This window comes from Lactobacillus sp. HMSC08B12 (assembly GCF_001808415.1).
Classification (GTDB): domain Bacteria; phylum Bacillota; class Bacilli; order Lactobacillales; family Lactobacillaceae; genus Lactobacillus; species Lactobacillus delbrueckii.
The window spans coordinates 14,336-35,836 of sequence record NZ_KV793194.1 but is presented as its reverse complement, the minus strand read 5'-3'; the positions used below and the strand labels follow the sequence as shown (position 1 = coordinate 35,836).

32 protein-coding genes and 2 tRNA genes (1 of these 34 running past the window's edge) are annotated in these 21,501 nt (G+C 48.4%); 33 read left to right on the top strand and 1 reads right to left on the bottom strand.

The genetic code is table 11. The features are described 5' to 3' along the window. Positions 1-28 precede the first annotated feature (28 nt). The 27 genes from rplN to HMPREF3168_RS07505 all read left to right on the top strand — a co-directional run bounded on the left by rplN (position 29) and on the right by HMPREF3168_RS07505 (position 16,565). Complete coding sequence (gene rplN / locus HMPREF3168_RS07625) at positions 29-397, top strand: 50S ribosomal protein L14 (RefSeq protein ID WP_002878195.1); 369 nt, start codon at positions 29-31, stop codon at positions 395-397. Between the two features lie 16 nt (positions 398-413). Then, a complete protein-coding gene (rplX, locus tag HMPREF3168_RS07620) occupies positions 414-653 on the top strand; it encodes a 50S ribosomal protein L24 (protein WP_003613346.1) in 240 nt (79 codons plus the stop codon). Positions 654-672: 19 nt separating this feature from the next. Further along, a complete protein-coding gene (rplE, locus tag HMPREF3168_RS07615) occupies positions 673-1,215 on the top strand; it encodes a 50S ribosomal protein L5 (RefSeq protein WP_003613323.1) in 543 nt (180 codons plus the stop codon). Between the two features lie 14 nt (positions 1,216-1,229). After that, complete coding sequence (locus tag HMPREF3168_RS09945) at positions 1,230-1,415, top strand: type Z 30S ribosomal protein S14 (protein ID WP_002878192.1); 186 nt, start codon at positions 1,230-1,232, stop codon at positions 1,413-1,415. A gap of 22 nt (positions 1,416-1,437) precedes the next feature. Further along, entirely contained in the window at positions 1,438-1,836 is a 399-nt protein-coding gene (gene rpsH / locus HMPREF3168_RS07610) for a 30S ribosomal protein S8 (RefSeq protein WP_003613310.1), read from the top strand. Positions 1,837-1,860: 24 nt separating this feature from the next. Continuing rightward, complete coding sequence (gene rplF, locus HMPREF3168_RS07605) at positions 1,861-2,391, top strand: 50S ribosomal protein L6 (protein WP_003613373.1); 531 nt, start codon at positions 1,861-1,863, stop codon at positions 2,389-2,391. Positions 2,392-2,417: 26 nt separating this feature from the next. Then, positions 2,418-2,777 carry a 50S ribosomal protein L18 gene (gene rplR / locus HMPREF3168_RS07600; RefSeq protein WP_003613307.1) on the top strand — a complete coding sequence of 120 codons (360 nt, stop codon included), beginning with the start codon at positions 2,418-2,420 and terminating at the stop codon, positions 2,775-2,777. 16 nt (positions 2,778-2,793) lie between these two features. Further along, on the top strand, positions 2,794-3,306 hold the full coding sequence (rpsE, locus tag HMPREF3168_RS07595) for a 30S ribosomal protein S5 (protein WP_003613365.1): 513 nt from the start codon (positions 2,794-2,796) through the stop codon (positions 3,304-3,306). Between the two features lie 11 nt (positions 3,307-3,317). Then, positions 3,318-3,503 carry a 50S ribosomal protein L30 gene (gene rpmD / locus HMPREF3168_RS07590; RefSeq protein ID WP_003613312.1) on the top strand — a complete coding sequence of 62 codons (186 nt, stop codon included), beginning with the start codon at positions 3,318-3,320 and terminating at the stop codon, positions 3,501-3,503. Between the two features lie 20 nt (positions 3,504-3,523). Further along, positions 3,524-3,964, top strand: coding sequence for a 50S ribosomal protein L15 (gene rplO, locus HMPREF3168_RS07585; RefSeq protein ID WP_003613360.1), 441 nt, complete (start codon positions 3,524-3,526; stop codon positions 3,962-3,964). Further along, entirely contained in the window at positions 3,964-5,259 is a 1,296-nt protein-coding gene (gene secY, locus HMPREF3168_RS07580) for a preprotein translocase subunit SecY (RefSeq protein ID WP_003613349.1), read from the top strand. Before rplO ends, secY begins: the two co-directional genes overlap by 1 nt. Positions 5,260-5,269: 10 nt before the next feature. Further along, on the top strand, positions 5,270-5,923 hold the full coding sequence (locus tag HMPREF3168_RS07575) for an adenylate kinase (protein WP_003613355.1): 654 nt from the start codon (positions 5,270-5,272) through the stop codon (positions 5,921-5,923). Between the two features lie 75 nt (positions 5,924-5,998). Then, positions 5,999-6,220, top strand: a complete 222-nt coding sequence (infA, locus tag HMPREF3168_RS07570; RefSeq protein ID WP_002878178.1) for a translation initiation factor IF-1 — start codon at positions 5,999-6,001, stop codon at positions 6,218-6,220. A 14-nt stretch (positions 6,221-6,234) separates the two neighbouring features. Next, complete coding sequence (gene rpmJ, locus HMPREF3168_RS09940) at positions 6,235-6,351, top strand: 50S ribosomal protein L36 (RefSeq protein WP_002878160.1); 117 nt, start codon at positions 6,235-6,237, stop codon at positions 6,349-6,351. A gap of 25 nt (positions 6,352-6,376) precedes the next feature. Further along, positions 6,377-6,727, top strand: coding sequence for a 30S ribosomal protein S13 (gene rpsM, locus HMPREF3168_RS07565; protein WP_003613363.1), 351 nt, complete (start codon positions 6,377-6,379; stop codon positions 6,725-6,727). 28 nt (positions 6,728-6,755) lie between these two features. Then, positions 6,756-7,145: a 30S ribosomal protein S11 gene (gene rpsK / locus HMPREF3168_RS07560; protein ID WP_003613372.1), complete on the top strand. Its 390-nt coding sequence runs from the start codon at positions 6,756-6,758 to the stop codon at positions 7,143-7,145. Positions 7,146-7,188: 43 nt separating this feature from the next. Then, positions 7,189-8,127, top strand: coding sequence for a DNA-directed RNA polymerase subunit alpha (locus HMPREF3168_RS07555; protein WP_002878138.1), 939 nt, complete (start codon positions 7,189-7,191; stop codon positions 8,125-8,127). Between the two features lie 23 nt (positions 8,128-8,150). After that, the gene (rplQ, locus tag HMPREF3168_RS07550; protein ID WP_002878136.1) at positions 8,151-8,534 is read left to right on the top strand and encodes a 50S ribosomal protein L17; all 384 of its coding nucleotides are present in this window, start codon (positions 8,151-8,153) and stop codon (positions 8,532-8,534) included. Between the two features lie 189 nt (positions 8,535-8,723). Further along, positions 8,724-9,572, top strand: a complete 849-nt coding sequence (locus HMPREF3168_RS07545) for an energy-coupling factor ABC transporter ATP-binding protein (protein ID WP_002878135.1) — start codon at positions 8,724-8,726, stop codon at positions 9,570-9,572. After that, positions 9,548-10,411, top strand: a complete 864-nt coding sequence (locus HMPREF3168_RS07540) for an energy-coupling factor transporter ATPase (protein WP_003613344.1) — start codon at positions 9,548-9,550, stop codon at positions 10,409-10,411. Before HMPREF3168_RS07545 ends, HMPREF3168_RS07540 begins: the two co-directional genes overlap by 25 nt. Next, entirely contained in the window at positions 10,404-11,201 is a 798-nt protein-coding gene (locus HMPREF3168_RS07535; RefSeq protein WP_003613308.1) for an energy-coupling factor transporter transmembrane component T family protein, read from the top strand. Before HMPREF3168_RS07540 ends, HMPREF3168_RS07535 begins: the two co-directional genes overlap by 8 nt. Then, complete coding sequence (gene truA, locus HMPREF3168_RS07530) at positions 11,201-11,989, top strand: tRNA pseudouridine(38-40) synthase TruA (RefSeq protein ID WP_003613311.1); 789 nt, start codon at positions 11,201-11,203, stop codon at positions 11,987-11,989. Before HMPREF3168_RS07535 ends, truA begins: the two co-directional genes overlap by 1 nt. Before the next feature lie 105 nt (positions 11,990-12,094). Then, positions 12,095-12,538, top strand: coding sequence for a 50S ribosomal protein L13 (rplM, locus tag HMPREF3168_RS07525; protein ID WP_003613334.1), 444 nt, complete (start codon positions 12,095-12,097; stop codon positions 12,536-12,538). 12 nt (positions 12,539-12,550) lie between these two features. Next, positions 12,551-12,946, top strand: a complete 396-nt coding sequence (gene rpsI, locus HMPREF3168_RS07520) for a 30S ribosomal protein S9 (RefSeq protein WP_002878121.1) — start codon at positions 12,551-12,553, stop codon at positions 12,944-12,946. Between the two features lie 543 nt (positions 12,947-13,489). Next, positions 13,490-13,972: a hypothetical protein gene (locus tag HMPREF3168_RS10785; RefSeq protein WP_070489462.1), complete on the top strand. Its 483-nt coding sequence runs from the start codon at positions 13,490-13,492 to the stop codon at positions 13,970-13,972. A 222-nt stretch (positions 13,973-14,194) separates the two neighbouring features. Beyond that, positions 14,195-15,826: a peptide ABC transporter substrate-binding protein gene (locus HMPREF3168_RS07510; RefSeq protein WP_070489460.1), complete on the top strand. Its 1,632-nt coding sequence runs from the start codon at positions 14,195-14,197 to the stop codon at positions 15,824-15,826. Between the two features lie 115 nt (positions 15,827-15,941). Beyond that, positions 15,942-16,565 carry an NUDIX hydrolase N-terminal domain-containing protein gene (locus tag HMPREF3168_RS07505; protein WP_003613338.1) on the top strand — a complete coding sequence of 208 codons (624 nt, stop codon included), beginning with the start codon at positions 15,942-15,944 and terminating at the stop codon, positions 16,563-16,565. Between the two features lie 59 nt (positions 16,566-16,624). On the opposite strand, the gene HMPREF3168_RS07500 is transcribed toward HMPREF3168_RS07505, so the two are convergent. Further along, positions 16,625-17,794 carry an MFS transporter gene (locus tag HMPREF3168_RS07500; protein ID WP_070489458.1) on the bottom strand — a complete coding sequence of 390 codons (1,170 nt, stop codon included), beginning with the start codon at positions 17,792-17,794 and terminating at the stop codon, positions 16,625-16,627. A 102-nt stretch (positions 17,795-17,896) separates the two neighbouring features. Here HMPREF3168_RS07500 and HMPREF3168_RS07495 point away from each other — a divergent pair, with 102 nt between their 5' ends. The 6 genes from HMPREF3168_RS07495 to HMPREF3168_RS10360 form a co-directional block, all read left to right on the top strand. Next, on the top strand, positions 17,897-18,388 hold the full coding sequence (locus HMPREF3168_RS07495; RefSeq protein ID WP_070489455.1) for a YbhB/YbcL family Raf kinase inhibitor-like protein: 492 nt from the start codon (positions 17,897-17,899) through the stop codon (positions 18,386-18,388). Positions 18,389-18,486: 98 nt separating this feature from the next. After that, positions 18,487-18,558, top strand: a tRNA-Gln gene (locus tag HMPREF3168_RS07490). Between the two features lie 119 nt (positions 18,559-18,677). Beyond that, positions 18,678-18,848 (top strand): hypothetical protein, encoded by a 171-nt coding sequence (locus tag HMPREF3168_RS10365; RefSeq protein ID WP_002878112.1) that lies wholly within the window; start codon positions 18,678-18,680, stop codon positions 18,846-18,848. 324 nt (positions 18,849-19,172) lie between these two features. Next, positions 19,173-20,354 carry an aminotransferase class I/II-fold pyridoxal phosphate-dependent enzyme gene (locus HMPREF3168_RS07485; RefSeq protein WP_070489453.1) on the top strand — a complete coding sequence of 394 codons (1,182 nt, stop codon included), beginning with the start codon at positions 19,173-19,175 and terminating at the stop codon, positions 20,352-20,354. Then, positions 20,341-21,396 (top strand): PTS sugar transporter subunit IIC, encoded by a 1,056-nt coding sequence (locus HMPREF3168_RS07480; protein WP_003613369.1) that lies wholly within the window; start codon positions 20,341-20,343, stop codon positions 21,394-21,396. The genes HMPREF3168_RS07485 and HMPREF3168_RS07480 overlap by 14 nt, the downstream gene beginning before the upstream one ends. 75 nt (positions 21,397-21,471) lie before the next feature. After that, a tRNA-Tyr gene (locus tag HMPREF3168_RS10360) sits at positions 21,472-21,501 on the top strand (it continues 75 nt past the right edge of the window).

The following is a 21,501-nucleotide window of genomic DNA, read 5'->3' as shown; positions in this document are numbered from 1 at the left end:
TACGGATTAGCTAAGGGAGGATTTAATAGTGATTCAAACTGAAACTCGTTTGAAGGTAGCTGACAACTCCGGTGCACGTGAATTGCTTGTTATCCGCGTTATGGGCGGGTCAAAGCGCAAGACCGGTAACATCGGTGACATCGTTGTCGCAGCTGTTAAACAAGCAACGCCAGGTGGTGTTGTAAAGAAGGGTGACGTCGTTAAGGCTGTTATCGTAAGAACCAAGTCAGGCGCTCGTCGTGAAGACGGTTCATACATCAAGTTTGACGAAAACGCAGCAGTTATTATCAACGCTGACAAGAGCCCTCGTGGTACTCGTATTTTCGGGCCAGTTGCACGTGAACTCCGTGAAGGGGACTTCATGAAGATCGTGTCACTTGCCCCTGAAGTATTGTAAAAGGAGAGTTGCGCGAATGTTCGTTAAAATTGGTGACAAGGTAAAAGTTATTGCCGGCTCAGAAAAAGGCAAGGAAGGCACTGTCCTTTCCGTAAACGTTAAGAAGAACCGCGTTGTTGTTAAGGGCGTCAACATGATCAAGAAGGCTACCAAGGCTTCAGCTGCTAACGCTAACGGCGGTGTGGTTGAAACTGAAGGTTCAATCCACGCTTCTAACGTTAAGGTTATTGCTAAAGCTGAAAGCAACAAAGATTAATTAGGGAAGGAGGACACTAATGGCTAATAGTTTTGCAACTAAGTACAACGAAGAAATCGTTCCTGCATTGACTAAGAAGTTTAACTACACTTCAAGCATGCAAGTACCAAAGATCGACAAGATCGTTTTGAACATGGGTGTTGGTGACGCCGTTGCCAACGCAAAGAACCTGGACGAAGCTGTTGAAGAATTGACTCTGATCTCTGGCCAAAAGCCAATGATTACCAAGGCCAAGAAGTCAATCGCCAACTTCCGTTTGCGTGAAGGTATGTCTATCGGTGCTAAGGTTACCCTTAGAGGCGACAGAATGTACGACTTCTTGAGCAAGCTGATCAACGTATCTCTTCCACGTGTTCGTGACTTCCGTGGTGTTTCAACTCGTTCATTTGACGGCCGGGGCAACTACACTCTGGGTGTTAAGGAACAATTGATCTTCTCAGAAATCGACTTCGATAAGGTTAACCGCACTAGAGGGTTGGATATCGTTATCGTAACTACTGCTCAAACTGATGAAGAAGCTCGTGAACTTTTGACTCAATTTGGCATGCCATTTGCTAAGTAATTTGGAGGACATACATGGCTAAGACATCACAAAAGGTAAGAAATCACCGTCCTGCAAAGTTTTCTTCACGTGAATACACTCGCTGCGAACGTTGTGGGCGTCCACACTCTGTTTACCGCAAGTTTGGTTTGTGCCGCATTTGCCTGAAGGAATTGGGACACAAAGGTCAAATCCCTGGTCTTAAGAAGGCCAGCTGGTAAATCGGTAAGGAGGATAGCATAGATGGTATTGACTGACCCAATCGCAGACTTTTTGACTAGAATCAGAAACGCCAACATGGCTAAGCACGATTCAGTAGAAATTCCTGCATCAAACATTAAGAAGTCACTTACAGAAATCTTGAAGCAAGAAGGTTTCATCCGTGACTACGAAGTAACTGAAGACAGTAAGCAAGGCGTAATCAAGATTACCTTGAAGTACGGTCCAAACGGTGAACGTGTTATCTCCGGTTTGAAGCGTATCTCCAAGCCAGGCTTGAGAAACTACGTTTCAGCTGACAACCTGCCAAAGGTTCTGAACGGCTTAGGTATCGCCATTGTTTCTACTTCAGCTGGTATCCTTACCGACAAGGAAGCTAGAGAAAAGAACGTCGGCGGCGAAGTTATCGCTTACGTTTGGTAATTCTGACAGGAAGGAGAACAATTAATGAGCCGTATTGGTTTAAAGGTAATTAACGTCCCTGAAAGTGTCACTGTTACCAAGAATGGTAATGAAATTACTGTTAAGGGCCCAAAGGGTGAATTGACTAGAGAATTCGACCCACGCATCAAGTTCGAACAAGAAGACGGCGTAATCCGCTTCAGCCGTTCAAACGAAAATGACAAGGCTATCCACGGCACTATGAGAGCCAACCTGGCTAACATGATCGAAGGTGTCGTAACTGGCTACAAGAAGGAATTGAAGCTGATCGGTGTTGGTTACCGTGCAGTTGCCAAGAACAATGTCTTGACTCTGAACGTTGGCTACTCACACCCAGTTGAAATGAAGGCCCCAGAAGGCGTTACTGTGACTACCTCATCAGCAACTGACGTTACTATTGAAGGTATCTCAAAGCAAGTAGTCGGCCAATTTGCTGCGGAAATTCGCGCCGTGCGTTCACCTGAACCTTACAAGGGCAAGGGTATCCGTTACGCTGACGAAGTAGTTCGCCGCAAGGAAGGTAAGACTGGTAAGTAATAGAAAATAAATTTTGAGGTGAAATTGTGATTTCAAAACCAGATAAAAACAAGTTGCGCTTAAAGCGCCACAGACGTGTTCGCGGTAAGATTTCTGGTACTGCTGAGCGCCCACGCTTGAGTGTTTTCCGTTCAAACACTAACATCTACGCTCAATTGATTGATGACGTAGCGGGTGTCACGCTTGCAAGTGCCTCAACTTTAGATAAGTCCGTTTCAAAGGATGCTACCAAGGTAGAACAAGCTCAAGCAGTTGGCAAGGCCATTGCTGAAGCTGGTAAGGCCAAGGGCATCACTGAAGTTGTCTTTGACAGAGGTGGTTACATCTACCACGGTCGTGTAGAAGCTTTGGCTGACGCAGCTCGTGAAAACGGCTTAGAATTCTAGGAAAGGAGATTAACACATGGCAAACCGAAACGATTCAAAAAATCGTAGAAGCAAGGAAGACATCGAAGATCAATTGGTCGCCATCAACCGGATTACCAAGGTTGTTAAGGGTGGTCGCCGTCAAAGATTTGCTGCCTTAGTTGTCGTTGGTGACAAGAAGGGTCACGTTGGCTTTGGTACTGGTAAGGCAACTGAAGTTCCAGAAGCTATCCGCAAAGCAGTCGAAGCCGGCAAGAAGAACATGATCTCAGTTCCAACTGTTGGTACTACTATTCCTCACGAAGTACTTGGCCACTACGGCTCAGGTAACGTTCTGCTTAAGCCAGCTGAAGCCGGTTCAGGTATTGCAGCTGGTGGTGCCGTACGTATCGTTATGGACATGGCTGGTATCGGCGACGTTACTTCCAAGTCTTTGGGTTCAAACACTCCAATCAACGTTATCCGGGCCACTATCGATGGTCTGCAAAAGTTGAAGACTCGCGAAGACGTTCTGAAGCTTCGTGAATCAGCTAAGAGCTTGCAAGATTAGGGAGATTATAGATGACAGATTTAAAGATTACTTTAATTAGAAGTGTTGCCCACCGTCTGCCTGAACAAAGAAAAGTTGTTGAAGCTCTCGGCTTAGGCAAGATCAACAGTACTGTTGTCCAACCAGACAACGCTGCAACTCGTGGCGCGCTGATGAAAATCGCTCACTTAATTTCTGTTGAAGAAGTTAACAAATAAATCAAGGAGGGTCCAATTTAATGAAACTTAATGAATTACACCCATCCGAAGGTTCACGCCACGCTAGAAAGCGTGTCGGCCGTGGTACTTCAAGTGGCTTCGGTAAGACTTCAGGTCGTGGTCAAAAGGGTCAACACGCACGTTCCGGCGGTAAAACCCGTTTAGGTTTTGAAGGTGGTCAAATGCCATTGTTCAGAACTATGCCTAAGCGTGGTTTCAAGAACATCAGCCGCAAGGAATACGCAATCGTTAACCTTGCAGATTTGAACAAGTTCGAAGAAGGCAGCGTAGTTGACTTCGAAGCTTTGAAGGCTAAGGGCTTGGTTAAGAAGCAATTGTCAGGTGTCAAGGTACTTGGCAACGGCGAATTGAACGTTAAGTTGACTGTAAAGGTTAACAAGGTTTCTGAAGCTGCTAAGAGCGCGATCGAAGCAGCTGGTGGCACTGTAGAGGTGATCTAATGTTTTCAACCTTGAAGAACGCCTTCAAGGATAAGGAAATTAGAAATAAGCTTTTCTATACTTTGTTTATCCTTGTAATTTACCGACTCGGTGCAAATATTACAGTTCCGGGGATAAATGCGAAGGCTCTGACGACAGTTGCTAATACGGGACTTGTTTCCGTGTTAGATACGGTTTCCGGTGGTGGCTTGGACAACTACTCCATCTTCTCATTGGGGGTATCACCATACATCACTGCGCAAATCGTTATCCAACTGTTGCAGATGGACATCGTACCAACGCTTGTCGAATGGGGCAAGCAAGGGGAAGTTGGCCGGCGCAAAACCAACCAGGTTACCCGGTATTTAACGCTGTTTGTTGCTTTTGTCCAGAGTGTGGGGATTACATTAGGTTTTAACGCCTTGTCTTCCTTCGGTCTGGTTAAGACTCAAACTTGGCAAACCTACTTCGAAATCGGTATGATCATGACAGCTGGTACCTTCCTGTTAACTTGGCTGGGTGATGAAATTACCGATAAGGGTTTAGGCAATGGGGTTTCAGTAATTATCTTTGCTGGGATCATTGCCCGTCTGCCAGGCGGACTTTACCAAGTCTTCCAAGATCAGGTGATCAACAACAGTGCAAGTGATCGCTGGCAAGGAGTTGCGTTCTTCGTTGCGCTTATTGTCGCAATTTTATTGGTAACGAAATTCGTTACCTGGGTTGAACAAGCTGATCGTCGTATTCCGATTCAATATACGAGAAGAGCGACGACCAGTGGATCAGAAAGTTTTCTACCATTAAAGGTTAACGTCTCCGGCGTTATTCCAGTTATCTTCGCCAGTTCGTTCATCGTTACGCCAGCCACGATTTTGATGGCTTTCCAAGGCAAGTACGGCGACACGACTTGGTATCAGGTCTTATCGAATATCTTTAGCTTGCAGACAACCCCTGGTGCAATTATCTACACCCTTTTGATCATTCTATTTACTTTCTTCTATGCCTTCGTTCAGGTAAATCCTGAGAAGCTGGCGGAAAACTTACAAAAGCAGGGTGCATATATTCCTAGCGTGTGGCCAGGTAAGGACACTGAGAAATATATAAGTTCAATGTTGCTGAAGCTTTCAACGGTCGGGTCCGTATATCTGGGTTTGGTTGCTTTGCTTCCACAGCTTGCAACCAACATCTGGGACCTGCCAAGTTCAATTGGCTTGGGTGGGACCAGCTTGTTGATCGTTATCGGGGTTGTTCTGGAATTGTCACGGCAAATCAACGGTTTGTTGATGAAGCGTGAATATGCCGGATTTATTAGATAGGTGAAAAAATATGATTAATTTGATTCTTCTTGGTCTGCCAGGCGCAGGCAAGGGTACTGCATCTGAACAAATCGTTGACAAGTATCACTTGGCTCACATTTCAACCGGTGATATGTTTAGAGAAGCTATGGCTAACAAGACTCCAGTAGGCTTGGAAGCCAAGTCTTACATCGACAAGGGCGATTTGGTTCCAGACGAAGTAACTGCTAAGTTGGTTGAAGAACGTCTCGGTCAAGACGACGTTAAGAATGGTTTCATTCTTGACGGTTTCCCGAGAACGACTAACCAGGCAGAATTGCTCGACGAAATCACTACCCGCTTGAACAAGCAGCTGACCAACGTCATCGCAATCGATGTCAAGGAAGAGACTTTAATCGATCGTTTATCTGCACGGTTCATGTGCAAGAATTGCGGCGCGACTTACAACAAGTTCTCAAAGAGACCTAAGGTCGAAGGGACTTGCGACCGCTGCGGCGGCCACGAGTTCTATCAACGTGAAGACGACAAGCCTGAAGTTGTCAAGAACCGGCTGGAAGTTAACGAAAAGATGAATACTCCATTGAAGGAGTACTATGACAAGAAGGGTTTGCTCGCTACTGTAAACGGCGAACAAGCACCTGAAAAAGTTTTTGCAGATATCGACGCTATCCTGAGCAAGGATTAGCTAAAAGAATTTGCAAATTTTTTCGAACATGTTATAATTTCGAAGTATGACTGTTTTGATTGCGGAGGGGCAACTTTGGCAAAAGATGATGTCATTGAAGTAGAAGGTAAGGTAGTTGATACCTTACCTAATGCTATGTTTAAAGTCGAATTGGAAAACGGTGCCACTATTTTGGCTCACGTTTCCGGCAAGATCAGAATGCACTACATTCGGATCCTGCCTGGCGACCGGGTCACTGTGGAGCTGTCTCCATATGACTTGACTAAAGGTAGAATTACGTATCGGTTTATTAAATAAAAACGGAGGCAAACATGAAGGTTAGACCATCTGTTAAGCCAATGTGCGAACATTGCAAGGTCATTAAGAGACATGGTCGTGTTATGGTTATTTGCCCTGCAAATCCAAAGCACAAGCAACGTCAAGGTTAATTTTAGAAAGTAGGAGGTGCATTCTATGGCACGTATCGCTGGTGTTGACTTACCAAGAGATAAAAGAGTCGTTATCGCTTTAACTTACATTTACGGTATCGGTGAACACACTGCACAAGAAATCTGTGCAGCAGCCGGTGTATCTGAAGACGTTCGTTCAAAGGACTTGACCCCAGAACAACAAGAAAAGCTTCGTGCAGAAGTCGACAAGTACCGTGTTGAAGGTGACTTGCGTCGTGAAGTAAGCATGAACATTAAGCGTCTTGTTGATATCGGTTCATACCGTGGTATCCGTCACCGTCGCGGTCTTCCAGTTCGTGGTCAAAACACCAAGAACAACGCACGTACTCGTAAGGGTGCTAAGAGAAGCCGTTAATCCAAAAATAATATAAGGAGGTTTATTGATGCCTGCAAAGAAAACTGCTCGTAAGCGTCGTGTGAAGAAGCACGTTGAAAGTGGCGTGGCTCACATTCACTCAACGTTTAACAACACTTTAGTTATGATTACTGACGTTCAAGGTAACGCCGTTGCCTGGTCTTCAGCTGGTGCTTTGGGGTTCAAGGGTAGCCGTAAGTCTACTCCATTTGCTGCGCAAATGGCTGCTGAAGCTGCTGCTAAGAGCGCAATTGACCAAGGTATGAAGCACATCGAAGTATCAGTTAAGGGCCCAGGTTCTGGTCGTGAATCAGCAATCCGTGCTCTGCAAGCTGCTGGTCTGGAAATCACTTCAATCCGTGACGTTACTCCAGTACCTCACAACGGTTCTAGACCACCAAAGCGTCGTCGTGTTTAATAAAATCTTACTTTGAGACGTGCGTTTTGAAAGGGGCCCAGTAATGATTGAATTTAAAAAACCAAATATTACCGTCGTGGATCAAGAAGACAGTTACGGGAAGTTTGTCGTTGAACCGCTGGAGCGTGGGTTTGGTACTACCTTAGGTAATTCACTGCGTCGGGTTTTGCTGACTTCTGTCCCAGGGACCGGTTTGGTGAAGGTGAAGATCGATGGTATCTTGCACGAATTCACTACTGTTCCCGGTGTTAAAGAAGACGTAACCAAGATCATCTTGAACCTGAAGAAGCTTGAACTCCGGGCCTACACTGAAGAAGTAAAGACGATCGAACTCGACGTTGAAGGTCCAGCTACGGTAACTGCTGAAGATTTGAAGGCTGATGCTGATGTTGAAGTCTTGAATCCTGACCAATACATTTGTACCATCGCTCAAGGTGGCCACCTGCACATGTGGATTGATGTCTGCAACGGCCGGGGCTACGTACCAGCCAGCGAAAACAAGTCTGCTGAAATGTCCATCGGCGACATTCCAGTTGACTCACTTTTCTCACCAATCGAAAAGGTCAACTACCAAGTTGAATCAACCCGGGTTGGTAAGAGAGAAGACTTTGACAAGCTTACCCTGGAAATTTGGACAAATGGTTCAATCGCTCCGAATGACGCCCTCAACTTTGCCGCCCGTGTTCTGGTCGAACACTTCAAGGCCTTCGAATCAGCTGACGCTGCTGCCGAAATCGGCGAAGTTATGGTAGAACAAGAGAACGACCAAAAGGAAAAGAAACTCGAAATGACTATCGAGGACCTGGACCTTTCAGTTCGTTCATACAACTGCTTGAAGCGGGCTGGCATCAACACCCTGCAAGACTTGACTGTTAAGTCAGAAGCGGAAATGATGCGGGTACGCAACCTGGGACGTAAATCATTGGAAGAAGTTAAGAATAAATTGGCAGACCTGGGTCTTTCACTTCGTCAAGAAGACTAGTCTGTAATAAAGGAGGCACATTAATGTCATACCGTAAATTAGGTTGGGACAGTAGTCAAAGAAAAGCTATGCTCCGTGAAATGACTACCCAATTGATCATTAACGAACGCATCGTCACTACTGAAGCTCGCGCTAAGGAAGTACGTCGCACTGCTGAAAAGATGATCACTTTGGGCAAGCGCGGTGACTTGGCTGCAAGAAGAAAGGCTGCTGCTTTTGTACGTAACGAAATCGCTGATATCCACGAAGAAGGCGACGAAGTAGTTGTTAAGTCAGCACTTCAAAAGCTCTTCAGCGACGTAGCTCCTCGTTACAAGGACCGTAACGGTGGTTACACCCGGATCATGAAGCTGGCAGTTCCTCGTAAGGGTGACGCAGCTCCTATGGTAGTTTTGGAATTGGTTTAATTCTCAAGCTGCAAATTTAATACTTTTTGAAATTATTCATGAAAGCGAGAATAAGCGCGATGATGGTGGGGAAACCTTAGTCTAGCTTAGATGGTTCGATATCATCCCTCTTCATGGATGATTTTTTTTTGCGCTTTTTTACCCTGGCTTGATACAATAGAGGGAAATGAGCAAATAGGTGGTGACGCGATGAGCGACAATATTATTTCTTTTGACCATGTGACTTTTACTTACCCGGACAGCCCGCGGCCAGCTGTGTCTGACCTCTCTTTTGCGATTGAGCGGGGAAGCTGGACGGCGCTGATCGGGCATAACGGCAGCGGCAAGTCAACGGTCTCTAAATTGATCAATGGCCTGCTGGCCCCAGATGATTTGGATAAGTCCTCTATTACAGTTGACGGGGTCAAGCTGGGGGCTGACACGGTTTGGGAAGTCAGAGAGAAGGTCGGCATTGTCTTCCAGAATCCTGACAACCAGTTTGTCGGGGCCACGGTCAGTGACGATGTTGCTTTTGGCTTGGAGAACCGGGCAGTGCCCCGGCCGGAAATGCTGAAAATCGTCGCTCAGGCGGTCGCTGACGTTGGTATGGCTGATTATGCTGACAGCGAGCCCAGCAACCTCTCAGGGGGGCAGAAACAGCGCGTAGCGATCGCCGGCATCCTGGCAGTCAAGCCCCAGGTCATCATCCTGGATGAATCGACCTCCATGCTGGACCCGGAAGGCAAGGAGCAGATCTTGGACCTGGTTCGGAAGATCAAGGAAGACAATAACTTGACGGTTATTTCCATCACCCACGACCTGGAAGAGGCCGCGGGGGCTGACCAGGTTTTGGTCTTAGACGACGGCCAGCTGCTAGACCAAGGTAAGCCGGAGGAAATTTTTTCCAAGGTGGAGATGCTGGAGCGGATCGGCCTGGATATTCCCTTTGTCTACCGGCTCAAGCAGCTCTTGAAGGAACGGGGGATTGTGCTCCCGGATGAAATTGATGATGAGGAAAAGTTGGTTCAGAGCTTATGGCAATTAAATTCGAAAATGTAAGTTATGTCTACAGCCCTGGCTCACCGCTGGAGGCGATCGGCCTGGACCAGCTGAATTTCAGCCTGGAAGAGGGGAAGTTCATCGCTCTGGTTGGCCATACGGGCAGCGGCAAGTCGACCCTAATGCAGCACTTTAACGCGCTGTTAAAGCCCACCAGTGGCAAGATCGAAATCGCGGGCTACACCATCACCCCGGAGACTGGCAACAAGGGCTTGAAGGACCTGCGCCGCAAGGTGAGCCTGGCCTTTCAGTTTCCAGAGGCCCAGCTCTTCGAAAACACGGTTCTAAAGGACGTTGAGTATGGGCCAAGGAACTTTGGCTTCAGTGAAGATGAGGCCCGTGAGGCGGCCTTAAAATGGCTTAAAAAGGTGGGTCTGAAAGATGACTTGATTGAGCATTCGCCATTCGACCTGTCCGGCGGGCAGATGCGGCGGGTGGCCCTGGCTGGGGTTTTGGCCTATGAGCCGGAGATCATCTGTTTAGATGAGCCGGCAGCTGGCCTGGACCCAATGGGGCGGCTGGAAATGATGCAGCTGTTTAAGGACTATCAGGCAGCTGGGCATACGGTGATTTTGGTAACCCACAACATGGATGACGTGGCAGATTACGCCGACGACGTACTGGTTTTGGAGCATGGCCGCTTGATCAAGCATGCCAGCCCTAAGGAAGTCTTCAAAGACAGTGAATGGCTGCAAAAACACCACCTGGCTGAACCCCGCAGCGCCCGTTTTGCCGCAAAACTTGAGGCGGCTGGCTTAAAGCTGCCGGGCCAGCCTTTAACCATGCCGGAGCTGGCGGACGCGATCAAGCAAAGCTTGAAGGGGGGAGAGCATGAGTAAGATTATTATCGGCCGCTACCTGCCGGGGACGACCTTTGTCTACCGGGTAGACCCGCGGGCCAAGCTGCTGACGACTTTTTACTTTATCATCATGATCTTCCTGGCCAACAACTGGGTCAGCTATCTGGTGATCAGCATCTTCGGCCTGGCCTGCGTTTTCGCGACGGGACTAAAGGCCAGAGTTTTTTGGGACGGGGTCAAGCCAATGATTTGGCTGATTGTTTTCACCTCCCTTCTGCAGACCTTCTTCATGGCCGGTGGAAAAGTCTACTGGCACTGGTGGATATTTACCCTGTCCAGCGAGGGCTTGATCAATGGTTTGTACGTTTTCATCCGTTTTGCCATGATCATTCTGGTGTCAACAGTGATGACGGTGACGACCAAGCCCCTGGAAATCGCGGATGCCATGGAATGGATGCTGACGCCGCTCAAGCTCTTCAAGGTCAACGTGGGCATGATTAGTTTGGTGATTTCGATCGCCCTGCGCTTCGTGCCGACCTTGTTTGACCAGACGGTCAAGATCATGAATGCCCAGCGGTCCCGGGGTGCCGACTTTAACGACGGCGGCCTGGTCAAGCGGGCTAAGTCAGTTGTCCCGATGCTGGTGCCGCTTTTTATCGATTCTCTGGAAGTGGCCCTGGACTTGTCCACAGCCATGGAATCCCGGGGCTACAAGGGCAGTGAGGGCCGGACCCGCTACCGGATCCTGGAATGGAGTAAGGTGGACTTGATTCCAGCAGCCTACTGCCTGCTGTTGACAATTTTGATGATCACGACAAGGAAGCATTGATGACGAGCAGATACAAATTGACATTGTCCTATGACGGCCATGACTTTCATGGCTTTCAGTCCCAGCCGGGGCAAAGAACGATTCAAGGGACGGTAGAGGAGATTCTCAAGCGGATGACTAAGGGCCAGGAGGTCCGGGTCTTCGGGTCAGGTCGGACTGATGCCGGAGTCCACTCAGTCGGGCAGGTAATCCACTTTGACTATCCAGGCAGGGAAATTCCGGCAGCCAACATGATCAAGGCCCTAAATTCCCAGCTGCCGATGGATATGGTTTTTACTGACTGTGAAATTGTGGATAAAGATTTCCACTCCCGTTTTTCCGTCAAGGGGAAGTGGTACCGCTACCGGGTCAGCCTGGACGGCTTCGTAAACCCCTTTAAGCGTTTTTACACAGGACACTACCCATATCCTGTAGATGTGGAAAAGATGCAAGAAGCCGCCAAGGACCTCCTGGGCCGGCATGATTTTACCAGTTTCGCGGCCAGCGGCGGGCAGATTGAGGATAAAGTCCGGGACATGTACTATGTCAACGTGGCCCTGGATGAAGAAAACAACGAAGTGATCATGGACTTTATCGCGACCGGCTTTTTGTACAACATGGTCCGGATCCTGGTGGCCACCTTGCTGGAGATCGGCAATGGCCGCCGGCCGGTGCACGACTTAAAGCGGGTGATCGCGGCCAAGAACCGGCTGGAGGTCCAGCAGACCGCCCAGTCCTGCGGCTTGTACCTCTACCATGTCTTTTACGAGGAGGTGCCAAGAAAATATCGGCTCGACCTTGATTTATAATTGACATTTTGGTATTTAGGACATATGATATAGGAGTATGTTTGTCCACGGTAGGCCCCGGAAACTTATTGTATTCAAACTACGAATTAAACGGAGGAATTTACATTGCGTACTACACCATTAGCAAAGACTAGTGAAATTGAACGTAAGTGGTACTTGATTGACGCTACTGATGTTTCATTGGGCCGTCTTTCAACTGCTGTTGCTACTATCCTTAGAGGTAAGAACAAGCCTCAATTTACCCCAAACGTTGACACTGGTGACAACGTCATCATCGTTAACGCTTCTAAGTTAAAGCTGACTGGTAAGAAGGCAACTGACAAGATCTACTACCACCACTCAGAATACCGTGGCGGCTTGAAGTCTGTATCAGCTGGCGAATTGCTTGCCAAGAACCCTGTTAAATTGGTTGAATTGTCAGTTAAGGGTATGCTTCCAAAGAACACTCTTGGCCACCAAGAATTCTTGAAGATGCACGTTTATGCTGGTGAAGAACACAAGCACGAAGCGCAAAAGCCTGAAAAGTTAGACATTAACAATTTGATCTAGGAGGTAGTTTAGATGGCACAACAAGCTGCATATGCAGGTACTGGTCGTCGTAAGGACGCCGTAGCTCGCGTTCGTTTAGTACCAGGCGATGGTAAGATCACTGTTAACAACAAGGATGTTGCTGACTACATTCCATTGCCAATCTTGGTTAAGGACCTTAAGCAACCTTTGACTTTGACTGAAACTGAAGGCCAATACGACGTTATCATTAACGTTAACGGTGGTGGTTTCTCAGGTCAAGCCGGTGCGATCCGTCATGGTATCGCCCGTGCCCTTCTTGAAGTAGACCCAGACTTCCGTGGTCCACTGAAGAAGGCCGGCTTCTTGACTCGTGACCCAAGAATGAAGGAAAGAAAGAAGCCAGGTCTGAAGAAGGCCCGCAAGGCTTCACAATTCTCAAAGCGTTAATCTGGATCGTCAAGAACGGCATCAGATCAGCGGTTTCGAGACTTCAAATGGTCACATATGGTCACAACAGATCATATCGAATCCAAGAGATTTAAAGCATCAGCATTTTGCTGGTGCTTTTTTTCTGCATCAATTTCAGATAATGTTTTTCAGTAGAAACGTGGGTATCTCTTAAGCCATGAAATGTGCTTGTAGGGATGCCCTTTTTTAGCTGTTACTTGTATTTTTGCTTAGTGGGGGTAAAATTGATATGAAATTAAATAAAAATGCTTACATTATATAAAACGGAAGTATAAAAAATGCGATGAAAAAAATCTTGACTAGTAAAGTTTCCAGAAGCATATTAGCGTTTATATTTATATTTTTTACGGGGTGGTCTGCCGCAAGATTAACGGTACGGACAGAAAGGTCTAATTCGACATATGACTACTTAATTTTAGGAGGGTTTAGTCTGCTTTTAGGTGTTTTGGAACTCTATAGATTAATGAATAGTAAGTAATCTATAGATCAAAATATAATGTAATGAACAGTGGAGTTTTGCCCATGAATTATGACAATGCCGTTGATCTTATTGACCACTTGATTGACCAGCAATCAGACAAGTATTTTGCTGATTTTGTTCCGTTTACTTTTCAAAATGAAGATTATGCAGAACTAGAGATGTATTTAAACGTACACTTTAAGCCGCGATTTGCAGAAAAAATAAAATTTATTGCCTTCGCGCTGATGTACCAGCACGAGTCATATGTCTACTTAGATGAAGCAGTGGCTAATGCCCTTTACCCCGATCTGAAAAACAATAACCTAGGAAACAGTGGCTTAGAGCGGCTGGGAGAAATCATCGATACTATGGTGATTGACAATTACGGCAGCTTAAATATCTTGCTTAAGCAGGAGAATGATTTTTCGCTTATGCGGATTGAAGATGGTTTTAGTACAATTTTCTTTAACCTTAAGGGGCAGTTGCGGGAAGAAGGAGAGAGTCTGGTTGAGCACCAAGGATTGTATTTCAAGGAAATTGACTGAGCAGACCAATTTTTCTCCCCAGCTTATCCACATAAGAAAATTAAGCAAAAGTCTAGACCAACTGAATAAAGTAAATCCGTGTCGGACAGAAAACTTCCAAAACTAAGAGTTTTCCGGAAAAAAAGACAAGTCCTTGCATATGCTGCAAAATGGAAATACAATGAGTACAAGCTTAAAAAATTAACTAGTGATGACAAAGATGTGAAAGCAGGGGGCAAGACAATGAAAATTCCGAAAAACTTAGGTCAAGCAGCCTGCGTCTGCCTGGCGGCACTCGCGTTAACGGCATGTGGCTCTTCAAGGGCAAGTTCATCTGCCAAAAAAACTCTGAACTGGTCAGCTGGTGCTGAAATTCCGACCATGGACCTGTCAAAAGCGACCGACTCAGTTTCCTTTACCCAGATCTCCAACACCTTTGAAGGCCTGTACCGCCTGGGCAAGGACTCAAAGATTACTCCCGGCCTGGCAACCTCTGAAAAAGTTTCCAAAGACGGTAAAACTTACACCTTTACCTTGAGAAAGAACGACAAGTGGTCCAACGGGGATCCGGTGACGGCCCAGGACTTTGTCTACTCCTGGCGGCGGACAGTCAACCCGAAGACTGAATCAGAATACTCATACCTCTTCTCTGGCATCAAGAATGCTGACAAGATCGTAGCTGGCAAGAAGCCGGCAACGAGCCTGGGGATCAAAGCGGTTGGCAAGTACAAGCTGGTCGTGACCCTGGAACGGCGGATCCCTTACTTCAACAATCTGATGGGCTTCGCGGTCTTCTTCCCGCAAAATGAAAAAGCCGTTAAGAAGTATGGCTCCAAGTACGGGACAGCTTCCAAGTACCTGGTCTACAACGGCCCTTACATCCAAAAGGGCTGGACCGGGTCCAACCTGTCTTGGAAGATGGTCAAGAACAAGTACTACTGGGACAAGAGCAAGGTCAAGCTGAACCAGATCAACTGGAGCGTACAAAAATCAACCACGACCTCCTACAACCTCTACCAGGCTAAGAAGCTGGACGCTACTTCCCTTGATCCTTCACAAATCAAGCAGCTGAAGAGCGATAAGGCCTTCACCTTGCTGCCGCAAGGCGGGACCTACTACATGACATTCAGCCAGGGCAAGAGCGGCAACGAATACGTCAAGAACGCCAACATCCGCAAGGCCCTGTCACTGGCAATTGACCGCGGGGGCCTGGTTTCTACCATCGACGGCGGGGCCAGCCAGCCGGCCAACACCTTGACCTCCAAGGACTTGACCAAGGTCAACGGCAAAGATTACACTAGTTTGATCTCCAGCAGCGCAAAGAGCCTTTACCCGAAGGACGGCAACAAGAAGCTGGCCAAGCAGTACCTGGCTAAGGGCCTGGCTGAACTGGGCAAGAGCAAGATTAAGCTGACCTTGATCTCCAGTGACACGGACAGTGCCGAGAAGACGGCAGAATCAATCCAGTCCAACATTGAAGCAACCCTGCCGCAGGTTAAGGTGGAAGTTAACAGCGTGCCATTCAAGACCCTGCTGAACCGCCTGGCCAGCCACAATTTCCAGCTGGGCCTGATCGACTGGATCGCCGACTTCGCTGACCCAATCTCCTTCCTGGACCTGTTTACGACTGGCAACAGCCAAAACGACGGGCAATGGTCAAACAGCGAATACGACAAGCTGATTGCTGACTCCAAGACTACCATGTCTGCCAGCCAGCGCTGGAGCGACATGAGCAAGGCTGAAGACATCCTCTTAAACGATGCCGGCATTTGCCCGCTCTACTACTCAACCAGCGTCATGCTGGTCCGGACCAGTGTAAAGAACGCGGTCTACAACCGGGGCAACTGGGACTTCAAGGAAGCCTACGTCAAATAATCGAGATTAAAGATAGTCAAGAAAGCAGATCTCCGGATCTGCTTTTTTGCGCAAAAATTTTTCCCTTTTGACTATAATTAAGGCAGGAACAATTACAGCAGAAGGAAGAGAGGGCATGATGAAAAAAGGCGACAAATTGATTGACTGGGCCATGGAAATCCAAGCGATCGGGCAGACCGGCCTGGCCTACAGCAAGGATATTTTTGACACGGAGCGCTACAGCCGCCTGCGGGAAATAGCCGCGGAAATGCTGGCGGAAAAAAGCGCGGTCAGTTATGACAAGGTCAAAGAGCTCTTTTGTAATGAAATTGGCTACCAGACTCCGAAAATCGCGACCAGGGCGGCCATTTTCAAGGATGACCAGATTCTCCTGGTCCAGGAAAAAGAAGGGCATTGGTCCCTGCCCGGCGGCTGGTGTGACGTCGACCAGTCTCCAGCTGACAACTGCATTAAGGAGTGCCGGGAAGAGTCAGGCTTAACTGTCAAACCGGTCAAAATTATCGCTGTTCAAGACCACTTCAAGCACCATGGCTCCATTCACCCTTATGGGATTACCGACATCTATTATCTCTGCCAGTCTTTAGGTGGGGAATTCCAGGCCAACTCTGAAACGAGCCAGGCGGCCTGGTTTAAGGAAGATGACCTGCCGCCTTTGGCAGAAAACAAGAACTCAACTGAACAGGTGAAGATGTGCTTTGCCGCACACCGGGATGCCAACTGGCAAACTTTATTCGACTAAAAAACTCGCCGTGCGGCGAGTTTTTACTATCTATTCATTTTTTCAGCTTTTGCCTATTTTTACTTCTTAGCAGCTAATTGCCGGCAGACCAGGAGCATCAGAAGGCAGCTGAGCAAACTGTAGACCCCGCCAAAGTAGGGGGTGCTGGCGATCCCGGTCAAGCCTGCCGCTTGCGCTGCCGTAAAGGAGCCCAGGGAGATGCCGACATTGGCAAAAATTGAGTTGAAGCTGGAAGCGAAGTCGATTGACTCTGGATATTCAGCCGCGGCCAGGTCCATGAAATAAACCTGGGTGGAAGACCCGTACATGCTGTTGACGCAGCAGATGCCGACGATGCACAGGAAGGCTAGCCAGGACAGAGGCAAAAGGGGAGCCAAGAGGACGAGCAGAACAGTCTGGATGCCAAAGACCAAAGGCAGGCGCTTGATCCCGCCATGGTTGGCCAGAAAGCCCCCAGTCTTGTTGCCGGCAATAAAGGCCAAGCCTAGCAGCAAGAGCAGGACATTCAGCCAGCTCTTCGGGAAATGCATGTAGTCGGTGATCAAGGTCCGGATGTAGGTATAGTAGGTATACTGAGCCGCGCAGACCAGGATGATGGCCAGGAGGGTCAGCTGGATGTGCCAGTTGCCCAGGATGGCAAACTGCTTATTGCCCTTGCTGGACTGGCTCTGCGGAGTGTCCCGGGGCACGAAGGCCAGTAAAAGGATAAAGGTTACGAGTGTCAGAAGCGAGATCATCCAGAAACTAGCATGCCAGGAAAAAGTCGTTGAGATCAAGGTCCCGATTGGCAGGCCGATGATGGAAGCAATCGAGAAGCCGGCAAAAATCCAGGAGAGAAGCGAGGCTCTTTTTTCCAAGGGAGCCACGAAGTTGGCGATAACCAGGATCAGGGAAATAATCGCCCCGGCTGTCGTGGCTGACAGGATTCTGGACAAAAGCAGGCTGACATAGCTGTGTGACAAGGCCGTCCAGGTATTGCCGATAAAGAAGATCCCCATCAAAAAGAAGAGGAGCTGGTGGCGCTTGAAATACTTGGTCAGGGAAGTGACCAGGGGAGTGGCGACAGCATAAACCAAGGCAAATACGGTAACCAGGTAGCCCAAGCTGCTGAGGGAGGCATTTATTTCCCGGGAAATATCCGGCAAAACGCCGACGATCATATATTCATTGCAGCCCAACATGAAGGCTACGAAAACGAAGAGAAAGGCTTGAATTTTGTAACGTGACATGAGAAAACTCCTATAAAATACGCCGTTAATTAGTTTAACAGAAAAAATGTTAAAATGAAGATGATGTATAGTAAGTCTTGAGTAAAGAAAGTAGGTTTAACCATGCAGATTCAAGTTAAATTGGATAAGGGCTATTTGCCCGATGAATATGCCAAGTATGCCAGCGTTAAAGAAGCCGGCAATCCGGTAGTGTCTTTTCCTTTTACCTTGACGGACCTGCCGGAAGGGACCAAGTACCTGGCCTGGTCCTTGGTCGACTATGATTCCATTCCGGTCTGCGGCTTTGCCTGGATCCACTGGCTGGCCAGCGACGTGCCAGCAGTCAGCGAAATTCCAGCTGACTTCAGCCGGACGACGGATACGCCCCAGGGTTACAATAGTACTGTTTCCCGCTTTTTAACCGATCCAGAAGAAGTGCATACGGGCTATATCGGGCCGACTCCGCCGGACAAGGACCACGACTACCGCTTCCGGGTTTACACTTTAAGCGAGAAACTGGACCTGGAGCAGCCTTATTACTACAATGAATTCTTGCGTGCCTTAAAGGGCAAGGTTTTGGCTGAAAGCCAGGTCGACCTGCCGGCCCGGGTTTAAGGGAAAAGATTTTTAGAAAAAGTTGTCGAAAACTGTTGACCAAAGCTAGGAAATTAGGTAATATATTATTTGTTGAGCGATCAGCTCACAAGTAAGATTGCGTTATAGCCAAGTGGTAAGGCAACGGTTTTTGGTACCGTCATGCGCTGGTTCGAATCCAGCTAACGCAATAAGCAAGGCCAGGCCGGAAGGCTTGGCCTTTTTTGCGCACCAAAAAAGCAGGTCAAAAATCTGGTAAAATGGAAAAGAACTTTTGTCGTCAGATTGATTTTAAGAAAAGAGGCAGCAGATGGCTGGAAAAGAACAAGAAGCGGAGAAAATTCAAAAGCTGTTGGGCCAGCTGGAAGAAGAAATTTCCTTGAGCTACTTCCTTAAGCCCGGAACAATCACAGTCGGCCGTGACCTCCTGCAGGCCATGCAGGACCTGTTGGCTAATCCTGAAAATTGGGAAGAAAATTAACATATCGCGCTTGACTTTAATTTGTTCTTAAGATATAGTTAAAGCATCAAATGTTGAGAGAGGACAAGAATCATGAACGCTTTAATCAGCAAGAACGCGAAATTCTTTAGCTTTTATTACTGGAACTAGCTTGCATCTGCGGATGCAAGTTTTCAAGCAAGAACATGCATCTGCAGTTTCAATAATAAGAGTTTTCTCAGCATTTTTTGAAACGGCAGGAATCAAGATCCGGCGGTTTCAAGAACACGCGCATTAGCAGACTTTGGTAATCGTGGATCATCTGATCCGCGATTTTTTGTTTTTACGGTAGCCAAGGAGGACACCATGGTTGATTTAACTAAGCACTTTAAGCAGGGAGTAGCGGAAGTAAAGTCTTCAGCTATTCTGAATTTTGCCAAGTATACGAGCCAGTACCCGGACATCGTCAAGTTCACGGTTGGCGAGCCAGACTTCAATACCCCGGACCATATCAAGACGGCTGCCATCAAGGGGATCGTGGACAACCACTCCCACTACGCTCTTTCAAACGGGACGCCAGGACTCAGAAAAGCCGCGGCAGACTTCCTGGCCCGGCATTACGACATGCACTATGAGCTAAGCGAAATCATCGCTACCAACGGGGCAACGGAAGCCATCTACACGGTCATGTCTGCCATCATCAACCCAGGCGACGTGATGGTCCTGCCAACCCCGATCTTTCCTTTATATATTGCTGACGCGGCCCTGGAAAAAGCTGAAGTTGTCCAGATCGACACTTCCCAGACCAGCTTCAAATTAACGCCAGACCAGCTGCAAGCAGCCGTTGACGAATACGGCGACCGCCTCCGGATTCTGGTCATGAACTACCCGACCAACCCGACTGGAGTCATGTACAGCCAGGAAGAGCTGGATGCTTTGGCGGCAGTAATCAAGGACCGGCCAACTTTTGTCCTCTGCGACGAAATCTACAGTGAACTGAACTACGAGCAAGAGCACGCCTCAATGGCCAAGTCCCTCAGAAGCCAGGCCATCGTTTTAAACGGGGTCTCCAAGTCCTGGGCCATGACCGGCTACCGGATCGGGATCATGGCGGCTCCCCAGGAAATCACTGACCAGCTGGCCAAGGTCCACCAGTTCATCACCACGACTGAACCGACCCCAATGCAGGACGCGGCCGAGGAAGCTTTTAAAAACGGGGACAGGGATGCCCGGGAAATGAAGGCCGCCTTCAAAGAGCGCCGGGACTACCTCTACCAGGCTTTGACGGAAACCGGCTTTGAAGTGATCAAACCGCAGGGGGCCTTCTATATCTGGGCCAAGATTCCAGCCGGTCTTAACCAAAAAGAAACGGAATTCGTTTATGAGCTGGCTGACCAGGCCCATGTCGGTGTTTGTGCCGGTTCCTGGTTCGCCAAGGGCGGGCAGGGCTGGCTCCGCTTCTCCTACGCGACGGCACTGGACGAAATTAAAGAAGGCGTAAGCAGAATCAAGAAATTTGTCGAGGAAAATAAGAATGACGGAAAGTAAAGAAACAAACGGCCTTAAGCAAGGCACGCTGAACATTTTAAACGGGATCGGACTCGGGGTCATTGCTGCCCTGGTGCCGGCCGCGATTTTAGGCCAGCTGATGAAGGCCCTCTTGGGTGTAGCTCCGGCTTTTGCCCAGACGGTCATCAACATCACTACTTTTACCCAGAGCCTGCTGGCGGCCATGGCCGGCTTCTGCGCGGCCTACCTCTTCCAGATGAACATGATCCAGATGTGTTCGGTCGCAGCCGCGGCCATGATCGGGTCTGGCGCGGTTACTTTTAAAAACGGCTTGATCATGGTCGCCGGGACTGGTGACGTTATCAACATCGGCTTGACGATCACCCTAGCCATCCTCTTGATCAAATTGATTGGCAACAAGCTTGGTTCCTACACGACCATTCTCTTGCCAATCATCGTCTTGGTCGTTGGCGGCGGGATCGGCCTCTTGATATTGCCATACGTTAAAACCGTGACCACTTTTATCGGCATGATCGTCATGGCCTTTACCAAGCTGCAGCCGCTCTTGATGGGTGTCTTGATCGGGATGTCCTTCGCGGCTATGATCGTGTCCCCGATTTCTTCAGTTGGGATCGCGGTGGCGATCGGCTTGACCGGGGTTGCCTCCGGGGCCGCCAACCTGGGCATCACTGGGGCGGCCTACACTTTGGGGATTATGAGCTACAGCGTCAACGGGATGGGGACCACCTTGGCCCACTTCATCGGGACGCCAAAGATCCAGATGGCCAATATGCTGGAGAAGCCGAAGCTTTTTGTCCCGGTCCTGCTTTCGTCTGCTTTGTCCGGTCTTCTGGCCGCCATCTTCAACCTGCAGGGGACGCCTAATTCCGCTGGCTTTGGCTTCAGCGGCCTGATCGGACCCCTGGCGGCTTACGCCAAGATGACGCCAGGCTGGGGGAGCATCATCCTGTTGACGGTTCTCTACGTCGTTTACCCAGTTGCCTTGGGCTTCTTCATGCGCTGGCTCTTCATCGACCGCTTGAGCTTTGCCCAGGCAGAGGACCTGCGCCTGGAAGTTTAAGCCAAAAAGTAAAAAAATTGCCAAAAAACCTTGCACTTACCCTGTTTTTTCGTTAATATAATAGAGTACTTCAACGGAGGAATAGCGAAGTGGCTAAACGCGGCG